This is a genomic window from Streptomyces sp. NPDC090025, assembly GCF_044748125.1.
Taxonomy (GTDB): domain Bacteria; phylum Actinomycetota; class Actinomycetes; order Streptomycetales; family Streptomycetaceae; genus Streptomyces.
In genome coordinates this window covers 77,028-93,043 of record NZ_JBIVFL010000013.1, presented here as the reverse complement: position 1 = coordinate 93,043, position 16,016 = coordinate 77,028, and the positions used below count along the sequence as shown (strand labels likewise).

Annotated in this window: 12 protein-coding genes; 5 read left to right on the top strand and 7 right to left on the bottom strand. The window is 72.0% G+C overall.

From position 1 onward, the window contains the following. Window positions 1–275 precede the first annotated feature (275 nt). Window positions 276–1,382, bottom strand: coding sequence for a LacI family DNA-binding transcriptional regulator (locus tag ACIPXM_RS26530; RefSeq protein WP_401660071.1), 1,107 nt, complete (start codon window positions 1,380–1,382; stop codon window positions 276–278). A gap of 604 nt (window positions 1,383–1,986) precedes the next feature. On the opposite strand from ACIPXM_RS26530, the gene hisC reads away from it, so the two are divergent. Continuing rightward, window positions 1,987–3,078, top strand: coding sequence for a histidinol-phosphate transaminase (gene hisC, locus ACIPXM_RS26525; protein WP_401660382.1), 1,092 nt, complete (start codon window positions 1,987–1,989; stop codon window positions 3,076–3,078). 54 nt (window positions 3,079–3,132) lie between these two features. Here hisC and ACIPXM_RS26520 read toward each other — a convergent pair whose 3' ends face one another. Next, on the bottom strand, window positions 3,133–3,510 hold the full coding sequence (locus tag ACIPXM_RS26520; protein ID WP_401660068.1) for a cyclophilin-like fold protein: 378 nt from the start codon (window positions 3,508–3,510) through the stop codon (window positions 3,133–3,135). A 216-nt stretch (window positions 3,511–3,726) separates the two neighbouring features. On the opposite strand from ACIPXM_RS26520, the gene ACIPXM_RS26515 reads away from it, so the two are divergent. The 4 genes from ACIPXM_RS26515 to ACIPXM_RS26500 all read left to right on the top strand — a co-directional run bounded on the left by ACIPXM_RS26515 (window position 3,727) and on the right by ACIPXM_RS26500 (window position 11,756). Then, window positions 3,727–5,232, top strand: a complete 1,506-nt coding sequence (locus tag ACIPXM_RS26515; RefSeq protein WP_401660066.1) for a cytochrome ubiquinol oxidase subunit I — start codon at window positions 3,727–3,729, stop codon at window positions 5,230–5,232. A gap of 18 nt (window positions 5,233–5,250) precedes the next feature. Then, on the top strand, window positions 5,251–6,255 hold the full coding sequence (gene cydB / locus ACIPXM_RS26510; protein WP_401660063.1) for a cytochrome d ubiquinol oxidase subunit II: 1,005 nt from the start codon (window positions 5,251–5,253) through the stop codon (window positions 6,253–6,255). A 48-nt stretch (window positions 6,256–6,303) separates the two neighbouring features. Continuing rightward, window positions 6,304–9,963 carry a thiol reductant ABC exporter subunit CydD gene (gene cydD, locus ACIPXM_RS26505; protein WP_401660061.1) on the top strand — a complete coding sequence of 1,220 codons (3,660 nt, stop codon included), beginning with the start codon at window positions 6,304–6,306 and terminating at the stop codon, window positions 9,961–9,963. A gap of 80 nt (window positions 9,964–10,043) precedes the next feature. Then, a complete protein-coding gene (locus ACIPXM_RS26500; protein WP_401660059.1) occupies window positions 10,044–11,756 on the top strand; it encodes a GAF domain-containing sensor histidine kinase in 1,713 nt (570 codons plus the stop codon). A 37-nt stretch (window positions 11,757–11,793) separates the two neighbouring features. Here ACIPXM_RS26500 and ACIPXM_RS26495 read toward each other — a convergent pair whose 3' ends face one another. The 5 genes from ACIPXM_RS26495 to ACIPXM_RS26475 form a co-directional block, all read right to left on the bottom strand. Then, window positions 11,794–12,678 carry an HAD family hydrolase gene (locus ACIPXM_RS26495; protein ID WP_401660057.1) on the bottom strand — a complete coding sequence of 295 codons (885 nt, stop codon included), beginning with the start codon at window positions 12,676–12,678 and terminating at the stop codon, window positions 11,794–11,796. Between the two features lie 121 nt (window positions 12,679–12,799). Beyond that, a complete protein-coding gene (locus ACIPXM_RS26490) occupies window positions 12,800–13,699 on the bottom strand; it encodes an LLM class flavin-dependent oxidoreductase (protein WP_401660055.1) in 900 nt (299 codons plus the stop codon). 71 nt (window positions 13,700–13,770) lie between these two features. After that, window positions 13,771–14,232 carry a hypothetical protein gene (locus tag ACIPXM_RS26485; protein WP_401660053.1) on the bottom strand — a complete coding sequence of 154 codons (462 nt, stop codon included), beginning with the start codon at window positions 14,230–14,232 and terminating at the stop codon, window positions 13,771–13,773. A gap of 56 nt (window positions 14,233–14,288) precedes the next feature. After that, on the bottom strand, window positions 14,289–14,834 hold the full coding sequence (locus tag ACIPXM_RS26480) for an RNA 2'-phosphotransferase (RefSeq protein ID WP_401660050.1): 546 nt from the start codon (window positions 14,832–14,834) through the stop codon (window positions 14,289–14,291). A 99-nt stretch (window positions 14,835–14,933) separates the two neighbouring features. Further along, window positions 14,934–15,881, bottom strand: a complete 948-nt coding sequence (locus tag ACIPXM_RS26475; RefSeq protein ID WP_401660047.1) for a MerR family transcriptional regulator — start codon at window positions 15,879–15,881, stop codon at window positions 14,934–14,936. Window positions 15,882–16,016 lie beyond the last annotated feature (135 nt).

Below are 16,016 nucleotides of genomic sequence, written 5' to 3'. Positions count from 1 at the left end.
GGTCTAGGGGGTGGAACGGGGCCGGTCGGAGGTTTCACTCCGTCGGCCGCAGAAGCGGCCGTTCCCGGCCGGGGCCGAGGAGAGGGCGAAGCGGGGGTCGAAGCATGGGCTGAGGCGGGGGCCGACGCGCTTCGTACGGGCGGGGGCCGACGGGCTTCGTACGGGCGGGGAGCGGCGCGCTTCGGAGGCGCGGCCTCCCGTTCCGCGCCTCCTCGCTCCGCTCCGCCCCGCTCCCCGACCGCCCCCGGACCCCCCCTCGGGCTCAGCCCTCGGGCTCAGTCCTGCGACGGCGACCGCGGCGGACTGACCGTCGTCCGCGGCGAGCGGCGCTGCGACGACGTGCGGACGATCAGTTCGGTCGGTATCACCCGCTCGACCGGGCCGTCCGTGTCGATGCCCTCGATGGCGTCGATGAGCAGCTGGACCACCGCGGTGCCGATCCTGCGCGGCTTGAGCGAGAGCGTCGTGATGGGCGGTTCGGTGGTGGCGTACACCGTCGACTCGCTGCAGCAGACCAGCAGCAGGTCGTCGGGGACCCGCAGCCCGTAACGGCGGGCGGCGGCGAGCAGATCGGTGCCGTTGGGGTCGAAGAGCCCGTAGACGGCGTCGGGGCGGTCGGGGCGGGCGAGCAGCCGGTCGGCGGCGACGGCGCCCGCGCAGGGGTCGTGTGCGGGGTACGCCTCGTAGACCGGGTCCTGGCCCACGCGTTCGCACCAGTTGAGGTACGCGGTGGTGGAGAGTCGAGTGTAGGTGTCGGTGGTGGTGCCGGTGAGCAGGCCGATCCGGCGGGCGCCGGCCGCGGCCAGGTGGTCGAGCAGGTCGAGGACGGCGGCCTCGTGGTCGTTGTCGACCCAGGCGGTGACCGGCAGGGTGCCGGCCGGGCGTCCGTCGGAGACGACGGGGAGCCCTTGGCGGACGAGTTCGGTGACCACGGGGTCGTGGTCGGAGGGGTCGATGACGACGGTCCCGTCGAGGGCGACGTTGGACCAGACGTCGTGGCGTGAGGTCGCGGGCAGGATCACCAGGGCGTAGCCCCGGGCCAGCGCGGCCGATGTGGCGGCCCTCGCCATCTCCGCGAAGTACGCGAATTCGGTGAAGGTGAAAGGTTCATCCCCGTACGTGGTCACGGTCAGGCCGATGAGGCCCGACTTGCCGGTTCGGAGCGTGCGAGCCGCTGCCGACGGGCGATAGCCCAGTCGGTCGGCGACCTCTCGGACGTGACGGCGGGTGGCGTCCGGGAGCCGGCCCTTGCCGTTGAGCGCGTCGGAGACAGTCGTGATGGAGACCCCGGCGGCGGCGGCCACGTCCCGGATGCCCGCTCGTCCCTGCCGGCTTCCCCGGGTCTGTGCCCGGCTCACCTGGTGCTTCCCTGCTGCTGTCATGGCGAGCCGATAGTAGGGCGAGGGGAGCCGGTTGAGCCGGTCGCATATGCAGGCGTTGACAGGCACGTTTCTGCATGATCAAAAACCATCAACCACCTGGGAAACAGCGAAAGTTCAGGTCAGTGCCATGACACCTAGGGCCCCTGGTGGTCATGCGCCTGCCGAGGGGGCGAGGTCTCGAAGAGGTCTCAACTCACCTTTACGGGCGACGCGCGCCACGGCGCTCGCCACCGGCGCGCGCCACCCCTGGGCGCGCTCCCCCCGGCCCGGAGCCGCCCCCGCTGGTCCCCCGCGGTCCCCCCCGTTGGTCCCCCCCGTTGGTCCCCCCCGTTGGTCCCCCGATGGTCCTCCGGCCGTCCCGATCAGGTCCCTCCGTCCGGTCCCTCCGTCCGTGCTCCCCGTCCGCGCTCTCCGGCCGATTCCGCGGGGTGCGGCGGAGCATTTGTCCACAGGCCATTCGCAGGGGAGCGGAATCCTTTTAAGGTGAGGAGTATTGGTCGTACGGACGGTCGAGGAGGACCCAGTGAGCGAGACCAGCGGGACCAGCGGCACCAGCGGCACCAGCCCGACGGACGGTGCCCAGGGCGCCGGTGGCGCCGGTGGCGTGCGCGGGTCGGGCCCCCGGCTGCGCGCCGTGCTCGACGGCATTCCCACGTACAAGCCGGGGAAGCCCGCCGCCTCGGGCGGTCCGGCCGCCTTCAAGCTGTCCTCCAACGAGAACCCGTACCCGCCGCTGCCCGGCGTGATGGAGAGCGCGCTGGCCGCCGCCGCGGACTTCAACCGCTACCCGGACATGGCCTGCACCGGTCTGATGGAGGAGCTCGCCGACCGCTTCGGTGTGCCCGTCTCGCACCTGGCCACCGGCACCGGCTCGGTCGGCGTGGCCCAGCAGCTGCTGCAGGCCACGGCGGGCCCGGGCGACGAGGTGATCTACGCCTGGCGCTCCTTCGAGGCGTACCCGATCATCACGCAGATCAGCGGGGCCACCTCGGTGCGGGTGCCGCTGACCGACGGCGAGGTGCACGATCTCGACGCGATGTTCGACGCGATCACCGAGCGGACCCGGCTGATCTTCGTCTGCAACCCCAACAACCCCACCGGCACCGCGGTGCGCAGGGCGGAGCTGGAGCGCTTCCTGGACCGGGTGCCCTCCGACATCCTCATCGTGATCGACGAGGCGTACAAGGAGTTCGTCCGCGACCCGGAGATCCCGGACGGCATCGAGCTCTACCGCGACCGGCCGAACGTGGCGGTGCTGCGGACCTTCTCGAAGGCGTACGGGCTCGCCGGGCTCCGCCTTGGCTTCGCCGTCGCCCATGAGCCGGTGGCGGCGGCGCTGCGCAAGACGGCGGTGCCGTTCGGCGTCAGCCAGCTGGCGCAGGACGCGGCGGTGGCCTCGCTGCGCGCGGAGGACGAACTGCTCGGCCGGGTCGGCTCGCTGGTGTCGGAGCGGGCCCGGGTGCACGCGGGGCTCGTGGCCCAGGGCTGGACCGTGCCGGACTCCCAGGCGAACTTCGTCTGGCTGCGGCTCGGCGAGCGGACCATGGACTTCGCGGCGGAGTGCGAGCGGCACGGTGTCGTGGTGCGGCCGTTCGCGGGGGAGGGCGTCCGGGTCACCATCGGTGAGGCCGAGGCGAACGACCTGTTCCTGAAGACGGCGGAGGGCTTCCGCAAGGACGGCGTCGCGGGCGCCTGACGCCCACCGTCTCGACGCCCGCCCGCCCTCCCCGCTCGCCCTCCCCGCCCGCCGTCAGTCGACCGGTTCCACCCGGATCGGGTCGCCGTCCCTGACGGTGGCCAGAATCCGCGGGTCCCCGTCGAGCGCCCCGAGCACATTGCACGGGCTGGCCAGCTTCGGTTCGTCGCCGCTGGAGATGGGGGTCGGGCCGTAGGGGAGGGCGAGCGCGTCGCCCTCGGTCCAGAAGGCCACCGTGCCCGGCGGGACGACCTGGCGGGCGCCGGGCTCGACGGGGACGGAGACCGGAGTGTCGAAGTAGACCTCCTCGCCCCAGGTCCGGGCGGTGGAGGAGATCGGGAGAGCCCCCACGAGCGCCGTGCTCGTGGGGGTTTCGTCGAGGGTGGCCGTGGTGTGTCCGGCCGGCCAGGAGAGGCGTATCCGAAGGCTCATGGCCCGGATTCAACAAGATGTTGAAGTCCCTGGGAAGAGTCGTCTCAGAGGGTGACCTCGGGTAGGGGTACCCCACTCGAACGTACGAATTTCGTATGAGCCATAATGCTTGTGAATGTGAACGCGTTCACAAGCGTGTCCCTGTTCCTCCCGTATTTGGTGGGATTAAAGGGGCAAACTGCCGATGTGACCACGGCGATGTAAGGAGAAGACGACGTGGACCTTGCTTTGGCGCCTGAGACCCTGGCGCGCTGGCAGTTCGGCATCACCACCGTCTACCACTTTCTCTTCGTTCCGCTGACGATCTCCCTCGCAGCACTTACCGCCGGACTCCAGACGGCCTGGGTGCGCACCGAGAAGGAGAAGTACCTCAAGGCGACGAAGTTCTGGGGCAAGCTCTTCCTGATCAACATCGCGATGGGTGTAGTCACCGGCATCGTGCAGGAGTTCCAGTTCGGTATGAACTGGTCCGACTACTCGCGATTCGTCGGCGACATCTTCGGCGCCCCCCTCGCATTCGAGGCGCTGATCGCGTTCTTCTTCGAGTCCACCTTCATCGGCCTGTGGATCTTCGGCTGGGACAAGCTGCCGAAGAAGATCCATCTCGCCTGCATCTGGATGGTGTCGATCGGCACGATCCTGTCGGCGTACTTCATCCTGGCGGCCAACTCCTGGATGCAGCACCCGGTCGGCTACCGCATCAACGCCGAGCGCGGGCGGGCCGAGCTCACCGACTTCTGGGCGGTGCTCAGCCAGAACACCACGCTCACCCAGGTCTTCCACACCATGACGGCGGCCTTCCTGACCGGTGGCGCCTTCATGGTCGGCATCGCCGCGTACCACCTGGCCCGCAAGCGCCACATCCCGGTGATGAAGACCTCGCTGCGGCTCGGTCTGATCACCGTGGTCGTGGCCGGTCTGCTCACCGCCGTCAGCGGTGACTTCCTCGGCAAGGTCATGTTCAAGCAGCAGCCGATGAAGATGGCCGCGGCCGAGGCGCTGTGGGACGGCCAGAACTCGGCACCGTTCTCGATCTTCGCGTACGGCGATGTGGACAAGGGCCACAACACCGTCGCCATCGAGGTCCCCGGGATACTGTCCTTCCTCGCCAACGACGACTTCGACTCGTACGTCCCCGGCATCAACGACGTCAACAAGTCCGAGCAGGAGAAGTACGGGCCCGGCGACTACCGGCCCAACATCCCGGTCGCCTACTGGGGCTTCCGCTGGATGATCGGCTTCGGCATGGCGTCCTTCGCCATCGGACTGCTCGGACTCTGGCTGACCCGTAAGAAGTTCATGCTGGCCCCGGCGCTGCGGGTGGGGGAGGACGAGGCGCCGCACCTGGTGCTCTTCAAGAGCAAGGCGCTCAGCCCGAAGCTCACCCACGGGTACTGGCTGCTCGCCCTGTGGACGCTGGGGTTCCCGCTGATCGCCAACTCCTGGGGCTGGATCTTCACCGAGATGGGCCGTCAGCCCTGGGTCGTCTACGGCGTGCTGCGCACCCGGGACGCCGTCTCGCCCGGGGTCTCCCAGGGCGAGGTGCTGACCTCGATGATCGTCTTCACCCTGCTCTACGCCGTCCTCGCCGTCATCGAGGTGAAGCTGCTCCTCAAGTACGTGAAGGCCGGCCCGCCCGAGCTCACCGAGGACGACCTCAACCCGCCCACCCGGATCGGCGGGGACCGCGACGCCGACCGCCCCATGGCCTTCTCGTACTGAGGCTCAGGAGATCGAGGCATGGAACTCCACGACGTCTGGTTCGTACTCATCGCCGTCCTCTGGATCGGCTACTTCTTCCTGGAGGGCTTCGACTTCGGGGTCGGTGTCCTCACCAAGCTCCTCGCCCGGAACCGGACCGAGAAGCGCGTCCTCATCAACACCATCGGCCCGGTCTGGGACGGCAACGAGGTGTGGCTGCTCACCGCGGGCGGCGCGACCTTCGCGGCCTTCCCGGAGTGGTACGCCACGCTGTTCTCCGGCTTCTACCTGCCGCTGCTGATCATCCTGGTCTGTCTGATCGTGCGTGGGGTGGCCTTCGAGTACCGGGCCAAGCGACCCGAGGAAAACTGGCAGCGCAACTGGGAGGAGGCCATCTTCTGGTCCTCCCTCATCCCCGCGTTCCTGTGGGGCGTGGCCTTCGGCAACATCGTGCGCGGCGTGAAGATCGACGCCGACATGGAGTACGTGGGCAACTTCTGGAACCTGCTCAACGTGTACTCGATCCTCGGCGGACTCGTCACGCTGACCCTCTTCACCTTCCACGGCACGGTGTTCACCGCGCTGAAGACGGTGGGGGACATCCGCACCCGGGCCCGTGACCTCGCGGTCAAGCTGGGTCTGGGGACGGCGCTGCTCGCGCTCGCCTTCCTCATCTGGACCCAGGTGGACAAGGGCGACGGCTGGAGCCTGGTCGCGATGCTGATCGCGGCGGTGGCGCTGGTCGGAGCGATCGGGGCGATCCGGATCGGGCGCGAGGGCTGGTCGTTCGCGCTCTCGGGCGTCGCGATCGCCGCGGCGGTGGCCATGCTGTTCCTGACGCTCTTCCCGAACGTCATGCCGTCGTCGCTCGACCCGGCGTGGAACCTCACCGTCACCAACGCCTCGTCGAGCCCGTACACGCTCAAGATCATGACCTGGTGCGCGGCGATCGCGACCCCGCTGGTGCTGCTCTACCAGAGCTGGACCTACTGGGTCTTCCGCAAGCGGATCGGCACCCAGCACATCGCGGACGCCGCCCACTAGGACGCGCAGGACCGGGACCGGCCTCGCCGGTCCCGCATCTCAGGGGAGATGTTTCACGTGAAACCGATCGATCCGCGCCTGCTGCGGTACGCGAAGGCCACCCGCTTCTTCCTGCTGGCGGTGGTCGGTCTCGGCCTCGTCGGGGCGGGCCTGATCGTCGCCCAGGCGATGCTCATCGCCGAGGTGGTGGTGGGGGCCTTCCAGAAGGATCTGTCGGTTTCCGGGCTCACCCAGCCCCTGGTCCTGCTCGCCGTGGTGGCGGCGGGACGGGGGCTGGTCTCCTGGCTGACCGAGCTCGCCGCCCACCGGGCGAGCGCGGCGGTCAAGTCCGAGCTGCGCGAACGGCTGCTCCAGCGGGCCGCGCGGCTCGGCCCGGGGTGGCTCAGCGGGCAGAAGGCCGGTTCGCTGGCCGCGCTCGCGACCCGGGGCGTGGACGCCCTGGACGACTACTTCGCCCGCTATCTGCCCCAGCTGGGGCTCGCGGTCGTGGTCCCGGTGGCGGTGCTCGCCCGGATCGTCACCGAGGACTGGATCTCGGCGGCCGTCATCGTGGGCACGCTGCCGCTGATCCCGCTCTTCATGATCCTGATCGGCTGGTACACCCAGGCCCGGATGGACCGGCAGTGGAAGCTGCTGTCCCGGCTCTCCGGGCACTTCCTCGACGTGGTGGCCGGACTGCCCACGCTCAAGGTGTTCGGCCGGGCGAAGGCCCAGGCCGAGAACATCCGCACCATCACCTCGGACTACCGCAGGGCGACCATGCGGACCCTGCGGATCGCGTTCCTCTCCTCCTTCGCCCTGGAACTGCTCTCGACCCTGTCGGTGGCCCTGGTCGCGGTCGGCATCGGTATGCGCCTGGTGCACGGCGGCCTCGACCTCTACACCGGCCTGGTCATCCTGGTCCTGGCCCCCGAGGCGTATCTGCCGCTGCGGCAGGTCGGCACCCAGTTCCACGCGGCGGCGGAGGGCCTGGCTGCCGCCGAGGAGATCTTCGACGTCCTTCAGACCCCGCTGCCGGACGCCGGTACGGGGCCGGTGCCCGGCTCCGTACGGCTGGAGCTCGACCGGGTGACGGTGCGTCATCCGGGCCGGTCCGAAGCCTCCCTGGACGCCGCTTCGCTCACCGTCGAACCGGGCGAGACGGTCGCCCTGGTCGGCCCCAGCGGCGTCGGCAAGTCCACCCTGCTCGACGTGGTGCTCGGCTTCGCCACCCCGGAGGCCGACGGCGGCACGGTCCGGGTCGGCGGCGCCGACCTGGCCACCCTCGACCTCGACGCCTGGCGCTCCCGGATCGCCTGGGTGCCCCAGCGGCCCTACCTGTTCGTCGGGACGATCGCCGAGAACGTCCGCCTCGCCCGGCCCGACGCCACCGACGCCGAGGTCCGGCGGGCGCTGCGGGACGCGGGCGCGGACGGCTTCGTCGGTGAACTGGCCGACGGCACGGCCACCGTCCTCGGCGAGGACGGCGCCGGGCTCTCCGCGGGCCAGCGCCAGCGCCTCGCGCTCGCCCGGGCGTTCCTCGCCGACCGCCCGCTGCTGCTGCTCGACGAGCCGACCGCCGCGCTCGACGGCGAGACCGAGGCGGGCGTCGTCGACGCCGTCCGCCGCCTCGCCGCGGGCCGTACGGTGCTGCTCGTCGTCCACCGGCCCGCGCTGCTCGCCGTGGCGGACCGGGTGGTCCGCCTCGACCCGGCCGCCCCGGCCCGCGCGGCGGCCGAGCCGCTGCCCGCCGTCGGCGCCCCGGGACCTCGGGTCGCCGGCCTGATCGCGGACGGTTCCCCGGCACCCGCGGAAGCGGCGCAGACTTCGGAAGACAGCGGTACGGGCCTGACGGCCGGGGAGACGGGCACCGCCGCCGGCACCGGCACCACCGGGACCGGCCCCGACCGCCCCGAGACCGTCCCCACGGCCGACGTGAACGGGACCGGCCGGTCCGTGTTCCGGCGGGTCAGGGACATGGCCGGGCGGCTGCGCGGCCGGATGGCGCTCGCCCTGCTGCTGGCGAGCCTGGCGCTCGGCTCGGCCGTCGGCCTGATGGCCGTGTCCGGCTGGCTGATCTCGCGGGCCTCCGAACAGCCGCCGGTGCTCTATCTGATGGTCGCGGTCACCGCGACCCGCGCCTTCGGCATCGGCCGGGCCGTCTTCCGCTACGCCGAACGGCTCGTCTCGCACGACGCCGTGCTGCGGATGCTCGCCGACCTGCGGGTCGCCGTCTACCAGCGGCTCGAACGCATCGCCCCGGCCGGACTGCGCCGCACCCGGCGCGGCGATCTGCTGACCCGGCTGGTCCAGGACGTCGACGCGCTCCAGGACTACTGGCTGCGCTGGCTGCTGCCCGCGGGCGCCGCGCTCGTGGTCGGTGTCGGGGCGGTCGGCTTCACCGGCTGGCTGCTGCCCGAGGCCGGTGCGGTGCTCGCCGTCGGTCTGCTGGTGGCCGGGGTGCTCGTGCCGCTCGCGGGCGGCGCCCTCGCCCGCCGGGCCGAGCGGCAGCTGGCCCCGGCCCGCGCCACCCTCACCACCGCCGTGGTCGACCTGCTGCGCGGCTGCGCCGAACTCACCGTGGCCGGAGCCCTGAACAAGCGCGTTGAGCGGACCGGGGCCGCCGACCGCACCCTCACCACGATCGCCTCCCGGCAGTCCGCCGCCACCGCGCTCAGTGCCGGGCTCTCCGCCCTGGTCTGCGGCCTGACGGTGGCCGCGGCCGCGGTCGTCGGCGTGCAGGGCGTCCGCGACGGGCGGCTCGACGGGGTCGCGCTCGCCGTCGTCGTGCTCACCCCGCTGGCCGCCTTCGAGGCCGTCAACGGGCTGCCGCTCGCCGTCCAGTACCGGCAGCGGGTGCGGCGCAGCGCCGAACGGGTCCTCGACGTGCTCGACGCGCCGGTGCCGGTGCGTGAGCCGGCCCTGCCCGCCGCTCCCCCGGCGAGCCCGTTCCCGCTGGAGCTGGCCGGGCTCACGGCCCGGTACGCCGGACAGGACCGGCCGGCCCTGGCGGACTTCGGGCTCACCCTTCAGGCCGGGCGCCGGGTCGCCGTGGTCGGCGCCTCGGGCTCCGGCAAGACCACCCTCGCCCAGGTGCTGCTGCGGTTCCTGGACGCCGAGTCCGGCACGTACCGGATCGGCGGAACGGCCGCGCCCGAGCTCGACGGCGACGCGGTGCGCCGCCTCGTCGGCCTCTGCGCCCAGGACGCGCACCTCTTCGACAGCAGCCTGCGGGAGAACCTGCGGCTGGCCAGGACCGGCGCGAGCGACGCCGAACTGCGCGAGGTGCTGCGCAGGGCCCGGCTGCTCGACTGGGTGGACGGGCTGCCGGCCGGTCTCGACACCCTGGTGGGCGAGCACGGCTCGCAGCTCTCCGGCGGCCAGCGGCAGCGGCTTGCCCTGGCCCGCGCGCTGCTCGCCGACTTCCCGGTCCTGGTCCTCGACGAGCCCGCCGAGCACCTGGACCTGGCGACGGCCGACGCGCTCACCGACGACCTGCTGCGGGTTACCGAGGGCCGCACCACCGTCCTCATCACCCATCGGCTGCGCGGTCTGGACGCGGTCGACGAGGTGGTGGTCCTGGACCATGGGCGCACCGTGCAGCGCGGCCCGTACGCGGAGCTCGCGGCGGTCGAAGGGCCGCTGCGGCGGATGCTGGCGCAGGAGCGGGAGAGCGATCGGCTGCTCACCCCGGCGGATCGGACGGGGGGCCTGGAGTGTGTCCGGTGACCCGGTCGGCGGGCTCCCCCGCCGTCCCGTCGCCGACCACCCGACTTTTCTCGCCAAAAGGGACTAACTAGGCTCACCCCATGACCGCTGCCGTGCCCGACGCCCCGGACCCGCTCGAAGCCGCGACCCAGGCCACGCGCAGCCTGCACGGCCTCTCCACCGAACTCACCGCGCGGGTGCCCCAGCTCCTGGAAGCGATGCGCTCCGTCGGCACCGGCCTGGAGCTGCACTCCACGCTCGACCGCATCTGCGAGACCGCCGCCGAGCTGGCCGACGCCCGCTACGCCGCCATCGGCGTGGTCGACGACGAGGGCGAAGGGCTCTCGGACTTCGTCACCTACGGGGTGAGCGACGCCACCGCCCGCCGCATCGGGCACCGCCCGGACGGGCACGCCGGGCTGCTCGGGGCGCTGATCAGGGATCCGCAGACGATCCGGCTCGCCGATCTGTCGGCCGATCCGCGCGCGGCCGGTTTCCCGCCCGGCCATCCTCCGATGAAGACCTTCCTCGGCGTCCCGATCAAGGTCCAGGGCGAGATCTTCGGCAATCTCTACCTCGCCGAGAAGAACGGCGGCGGCGAGTTCAACGACTACGACGTCCACATGGTCCGGGTGCTCGCCACCGAGGCGGGCATCGCCATCGGCAACGCCCGGCTCTACGAGGCCGCCCGGCAGCGCGAGCGGTGGATCGACGGCTCGGTCGCCGTCACCACCGCGCTGCTCTCCGGCGGCGACGCCGACGACGCCCTGTCGGTCGTCGCCGAGCAGGCCAGACGGCTCGCGGATGCCGCCGCCGGGATCGTGCTGCTGCCCGCGGAGGACGGCGGTCTGGAGATCGTCGCGGTGTCCTCGGCGCGGCCCACCAAGTCGCTCGGGGTGGTGATCCCGCCGGAGAGCCCGGTGGTGGACCTGCTCCTGGAGGGCGAGTCGGTGTTCCTCGCGGACGCCTCCACCGACCCCCGGATGATCCACAAGCTGTCCGCCCAGTACGGGCCCGCGATGCTGCTGCCGCTGCAGAGCGGCGGCCGGGTGCTCGGCGCCCTCGCCACCCCGAGGGCGCGCGGCGAGCGGCAGTTCACCGAGGCCGAGCGGACCCTGGCGACCCAGTTCGCCTCGCAGGCGGCGCTCGCCCTGATGATGGCCGAGGCACAGCGCGACCGGGAGCGCCTCGCGGTCTTCGAGGACCGCGACCGGATCGCCCGTGACCTGCACGATCTGGTCATCCAGCGGCTGTTCGCCACCGGGATGATGCTGGAGAGCGCCCAGCGGAGGTCGATCGTCCCGGCGGTGCGGGAGGGCGTCGGCAAGGCGGTCGACGAACTCGACGTGACCATCCAGGAGATCCGTACGGCGATCTTCGCCCTCCAGCAGGGGCCCGCCGAGGCGCCCTCGGGGCTGCGCACCCGGGTGCTGCGGGAGATCAACATGGCGGCGGTGCCGCTGGGCTTCAAGCCCGCGCACCGCTTCCTCGGCGCGATCGACGCGACGGTCGGCGATCTGGCGGGCAAGAACCTGATCGCCGCGCTGCGCGAGGCGCTGTCGAACGCCTTCCGGCACGCCGGGGCGAGCCGGATCGAGGTGGTCGTGGACGCGACCGTGGCGCTGCCGGACGGCACCCAGGGCGTCCGGCTGACGGTCGCGGACGACGGTGTCGGCATCCCGGAAGGCGGCCGCCGCAGCGGGCTGCGCAATCTGGCCCGGCGCGCCGAGTCCCTGGGCGGCGCCAGCTGGTGCGACCCGGGGATCGGCGAGGACGGCGGCGGTACGACGGTGGTGTGGGAGGCCCCGCTGTAGCGGCGGCGTGGACGGGGCTGCGGCGCGGGCCGGGCGGTCAGGCGTTGCGTACGGCCTGGGCCTCGGCGATCAGCTGCTCCACGACCACGGCCACGCCGTCCTCGTTGTTCTCGGTGGTGCGGCCGGTGGCGGCGGCGATCACGTCCGGGTGGGCGTTGCCCATCGCGTAGGAGCGGCCCGCCCAGCTGAGCATCTCGATGTCGTTGGGCATGTCGCCGAAGGCGGCGACCTCGGCGGCCGTGATGCCGCGCTCGGCGCAGCACAGTTCCAGGGTGGACGCCTTGGAGACGCCGAGGCCGCTGATCTCCAGGAGCGCGGTGGGGCTGGAGCGGGTGAAGGAGGCGAGGTGTCCGGCGGCCTCGCGGGCGGTGGCGAGGAAGGCGTCCGGGTCGAGCTCGGGGTGCTGGGCGAGCAGCTTGATGACCGGCGCGGCGGCGCCCGGGGCCTCCTCGAAGAGCAGCTTCTCGGCGGTGGCGATGCTGGCGCCCGGGTCCAGGAAGAACGGCGGGTAATGCGGCTCGTAGTGGATGCCGGTGGTGAGCTCGACGGCGAAGCTGGTGCCGGGGGCGGCGGCGCGCAGCGCCTCGACGACGGCCAGCGCGGCGGGCCGCTCCAGCGGGCGGACCATCAGGAACTCGCCGTCCGCGTGCAGGTCGACGACGGCGGCGCCGTTGGCGCAGATGGCCATGCCGTGGCCGTGGACGTGGTCGCTGACGACGTCCATCCAGCGGGCCGGGCGCCCGGTGACGAAGAAGACCTCGATCCCGGCCCGCTCGGCGGCGGCGAGCGCGGCGACGGTGCGCTCGGAGAGCGACTTGTCGTCCCGCAGCAGGGTGCCGTCGAGGTCGGTGGCGATCAGCCGGATGGCCGGGGCTTCGGGGCGCGCGGAGTGGGATGAGGTCACCACCTCATTCTTCCGCACGATCTGCACGGTCGTGCGAGGGGGCGCACATGTGAGTGGCCGCACGGCCCGGCGGTGCGGCGGTGCGGCGGTGCTCCGCCGGTACGGGGCGGGGTGCCAGGACCCGTACCGGCGGGCCCGGTCAGAGCTGGGCCAGGGCCTCGGTGGCGATGCGCTCGAAGACGGCCTGGTCGGCGGCGAACTCGGAGTCCGGGATCGGGGAGTGGATCACGATCTCGGTGAAGCCGAGCTCCTTGTGGTGGCCGGCGAAGTCGACGAAGGCGTCGAAGGAGTCGAGGACGCCGTTGGCCTCCGGGGTGAAGCCGGTGAGCAGCACCTTGTCGAGCTCGGCGATGTCCCGGCCGATCTCCGCGCATGCCTTGCCGAGCTTGTCGAGCTGGCCGGCGAGGGCCTGGCGGGACTCCTCGGGGGTGCCGTTCTCGAACAGCTTCGGGTCGCCGGTGGTCACCCACGCCTGCCCGTGGCGGGCGGCGAGCCGCAGGCCGCGCGGGCCGGTGGCGGCGACGGCGAAGGGCAGCCGGGGGCGCTGGAGGCAGCCGGGGATGTTGCGGGACTCGACGGCCGAGTAGAAGGTGCCCTGGTGGTTCACCGACTCCTCGGTGAGCAGCCGGTCGAGCAGCGGCACGAACTCGGCGAAGCGGTCGGCCCGCTCCTTCGGCGTCCAGGCGTCCTGGCCGAGCGCGGTGGCGTCGAAGCCGTTGCCGCCCGCGCCGATGCCGAGGGTGACCCGGCCGCCGGAGATGTCGTCGAGCGACATCAGTTCCTTGGCGAGGGTGACCGGCTGGCGGAAGTTCGGCGAGGTCACCAGGGTGCCCAGGCGCAGCCGCTCGGTGGCGGTCGCGGCGGCGGTGAGGGTCGGCAGCGCGCCGAACCAGGTGCGGTCGCGGAACGCGCGCCAGGTCAGGTGGTCATAGGTGTAGCCGGTGTGGAAGCCCAGCTGCTCGGCCCGCTGCCAGGCGGCTCGCCCGCCCTCGTGCCAGCGGTCGACGGGAAGGATCACGGTGCTCAGGCGCAAGGTCATGCCGCCGAGCCTACGTCCGTGTCCCGGGCGGCGGCGTCCGCCGGCCGTCCCTCGTCGCGTCAGCCGTCGGGTCAGCGGACCTTGCCGGAGAGCCAGGGGGTCAGGGTGTTGTGGAGGATCAGTTCCTTGTACGTCTCGTCGCCGGGGAGCGACACGATCAGCCACCAGCCGGGCGGGAAGAACCGGCCCTTCACATGGGCGAGGCCGCCGTGCACGGCGCGGACGAAGGGCGGGACGGCGTCACGCGGGACGTCGTCGAAGACCACGCCCTCGACGGTGATGCGGGCGTCGTCGTCGGGGTAGAGCTGCACGCTGACGACGGGGGAGCCGCCGAGCTCGACGTATGCCTCGTGGGGGAGCGAGCCGTCCGGGTCGAGGACGGTGAAGGCGCCCGCGGAGGTGCGGCGGGAGGTCTGGTCGGCGCCGATGTCGTCGGTGACCACCATCTCCACGTTGAATTCCCTGGCGACGTCACGGAGCGCCCTGACGGCCGATTCGGTGGTGGGCAGGTGCGGATGGAGGTGTCGTCCCATGTGATCGATGATGCCAGGGGGACGTGTGGTTCTGCCGTAGCAAACGGTGGTGCTGCTCAGCCGGGGAGGCGGAGGAAGCGCGGCGGGACGGCGGCGGTGAGCCAGACGCCGTTGGCGCTGACGTGGAAGACGTGCCCGGCGTGGTGCATCGCGCCGGAGTCGACGCTCAGGACGATCGGGCGGCCGCGGCGGGCGCCGACCCGGGTGGCGGTCTCGCGGTCGGGCGAGAGGTGCACATGGTGGCGGGCCATGGGGCGCAGGCCCTCGGCCCGGATGGCGGGGAGCCGGTCGGCGACCGTACCGTGGTAGAGGTACGCGGGCGGCTCGGCGGGCGGCAGGCCGAGGTCGACCGGCACGGTGTGGCCCTGGCTGGCGCGGATCCGGGTGCCGTCGATCGCGAAGCGCTTCTTGTCGTTGACGGCGACGACGTGGTCGAGTTCGGCGCGGGTGATCGGGAAGCCGTGCGCGGCGGCGGCGTCCAGGAGGGCGTCGATCTCGGTCCAGCCGTGCGGGTCGAGGGTGAGTCCGATGCGCTCGGGCTGATGACGCAGATGCTTCGAGAGGTACTTCGACACCTTCACGGTGCGTTTCTCGTCATTCATGAAATCTATTGAAGCCGCAGGTTTGTTCCACAGCCAAGTGCATTTATCCACAGGCTCGTTGGCGATTCTGTGGACAACGGCTGCCCGAATTCAACTCACTTAATCAATTTGACTGTCATGTGCGGCATTTGAGGTGAGCGCGTCCAATGTGCGCTTCTGTACCTCTCGTTCGGCCGCCGCGGCGATGAACGCCGCCGCGTTCTCCTCGCCAACGAGCCGCTGCACGGCCCGGATCGTGTCCGGCGGAAGCGCCACCGAACGGGGCTCGCCACCGGTCGGCGCCGGGGTGTCCGGGGAGAGATGGTGCTGAAGGTGCCGGTTGGCGAAGATCCGCATGGCCCGGGCCAGTTCGGCGTCGACCGTCTGCTGGGCGAGCGGGCGGAGCCGCCGCACCAGGGCCGTCGCCTCGACCGCGTCGGCGTCGGTCGGCGGCCGGTGCTCCAGATAGCGGGCGAAGACGTGCTCGCTGGTGAACTCCAGGAAACGGGCGGCGATGTGCTCGACCTGGCCGCGAAGTTCCCGCAGATGACCGGTGATCGCGGCGAGCGGCACGCCCGCCGCGTACAACTCGGCGGCCACCGCCAGCTCCTGGGGGCTCGGCACGAGGTATTCCTCGTCCGCGCGGTCCGGGATCCGTTCGAGCACCCCGAGCGCGATCGCCTCGCGGACCGCCGCCTCGTCGGGGGTGCCGCCGAAGCGGGCGTCCAGCTCGGCGCGGGATATCCGGTCCGCCTCCTCGTCCGTCCACGGGCCGTCGACCTCGGCGACCAGACCGAGCACACCGCCCAGCCCGCGCCCGGCGTCCCACGCCTCCAGGAGCTCCTTGATGGAGGCCAGGGTGTAGCCCCGGTCGAGCAGATCGGCGATCTGCCGCAGCCGGGCCAGATGGGTGTCCCCGTACACGTTCGACCGGCCGCGCCGCTCGGGGCGGGGCAGCAGACCGCGGTCCTGGTAGGCGCGGATGGTGCGGACCGTGGCCCCGCTGTGATGCGCGAGGTCCTCGATCCGGTACTCCGGCTGGGCCGGCTGCGCTGACTGCTCGGACAAGACCGCTCCCACCGACCGCTCCCTCCCACCCCGCCACCGGCGGGGTCCCTCCTGCCACGGGATGGTACGGCCGACCCGCGCCGGACCACCCCTCGGCGACGGCCGGACCACCCCTCGGCGACGGCCGGACCGCCG

What these genes read in the sequence shown, in the direction of transcription:
- ACIPXM_RS26485 (WP_401660053.1), bottom strand. Translation starts at nt 14,232, where the DNA reads ATGGGACGACACCTCCATCCGCACCTGCCCACCACCGAATCGGCCGTC.
- ACIPXM_RS26530 (WP_401660071.1), bottom strand. Translation starts at nt 1,382, where the DNA reads ATGACAGCAGCAGGGAAGCACCAGGTGAGCCGGGCACAGACCCGGGGA.
- cydB (WP_401660063.1), top strand. Translation starts at nt 5,251, where the DNA reads ATGGAACTCCACGACGTCTGGTTCGTACTCATCGCCGTCCTCTGGATC.
- ACIPXM_RS26500 (WP_401660059.1), top strand. Translation starts at nt 10,044, where the DNA reads ATGACCGCTGCCGTGCCCGACGCCCCGGACCCGCTCGAAGCCGCGACC.
- ACIPXM_RS26480 (WP_401660050.1), bottom strand. Translation starts at nt 14,834, where the DNA reads ATGAATGACGAGAAACGCACCGTGAAGGTGTCGAAGTACCTCTCGAAG.
- ACIPXM_RS26520 (WP_401660068.1), bottom strand. Translation starts at nt 3,510, where the DNA reads ATGAGCCTTCGGATACGCCTCTCCTGGCCGGCCGGACACACCACGGCC.
- ACIPXM_RS26490 (WP_401660055.1), bottom strand. Translation starts at nt 13,699, where the DNA reads ATGACCTTGCGCCTGAGCACCGTGATCCTTCCCGTCGACCGCTGGCAC.
- cydD (WP_401660061.1), top strand. Translation starts at nt 6,304, where the DNA reads ATGTTTCACGTGAAACCGATCGATCCGCGCCTGCTGCGGTACGCGAAG.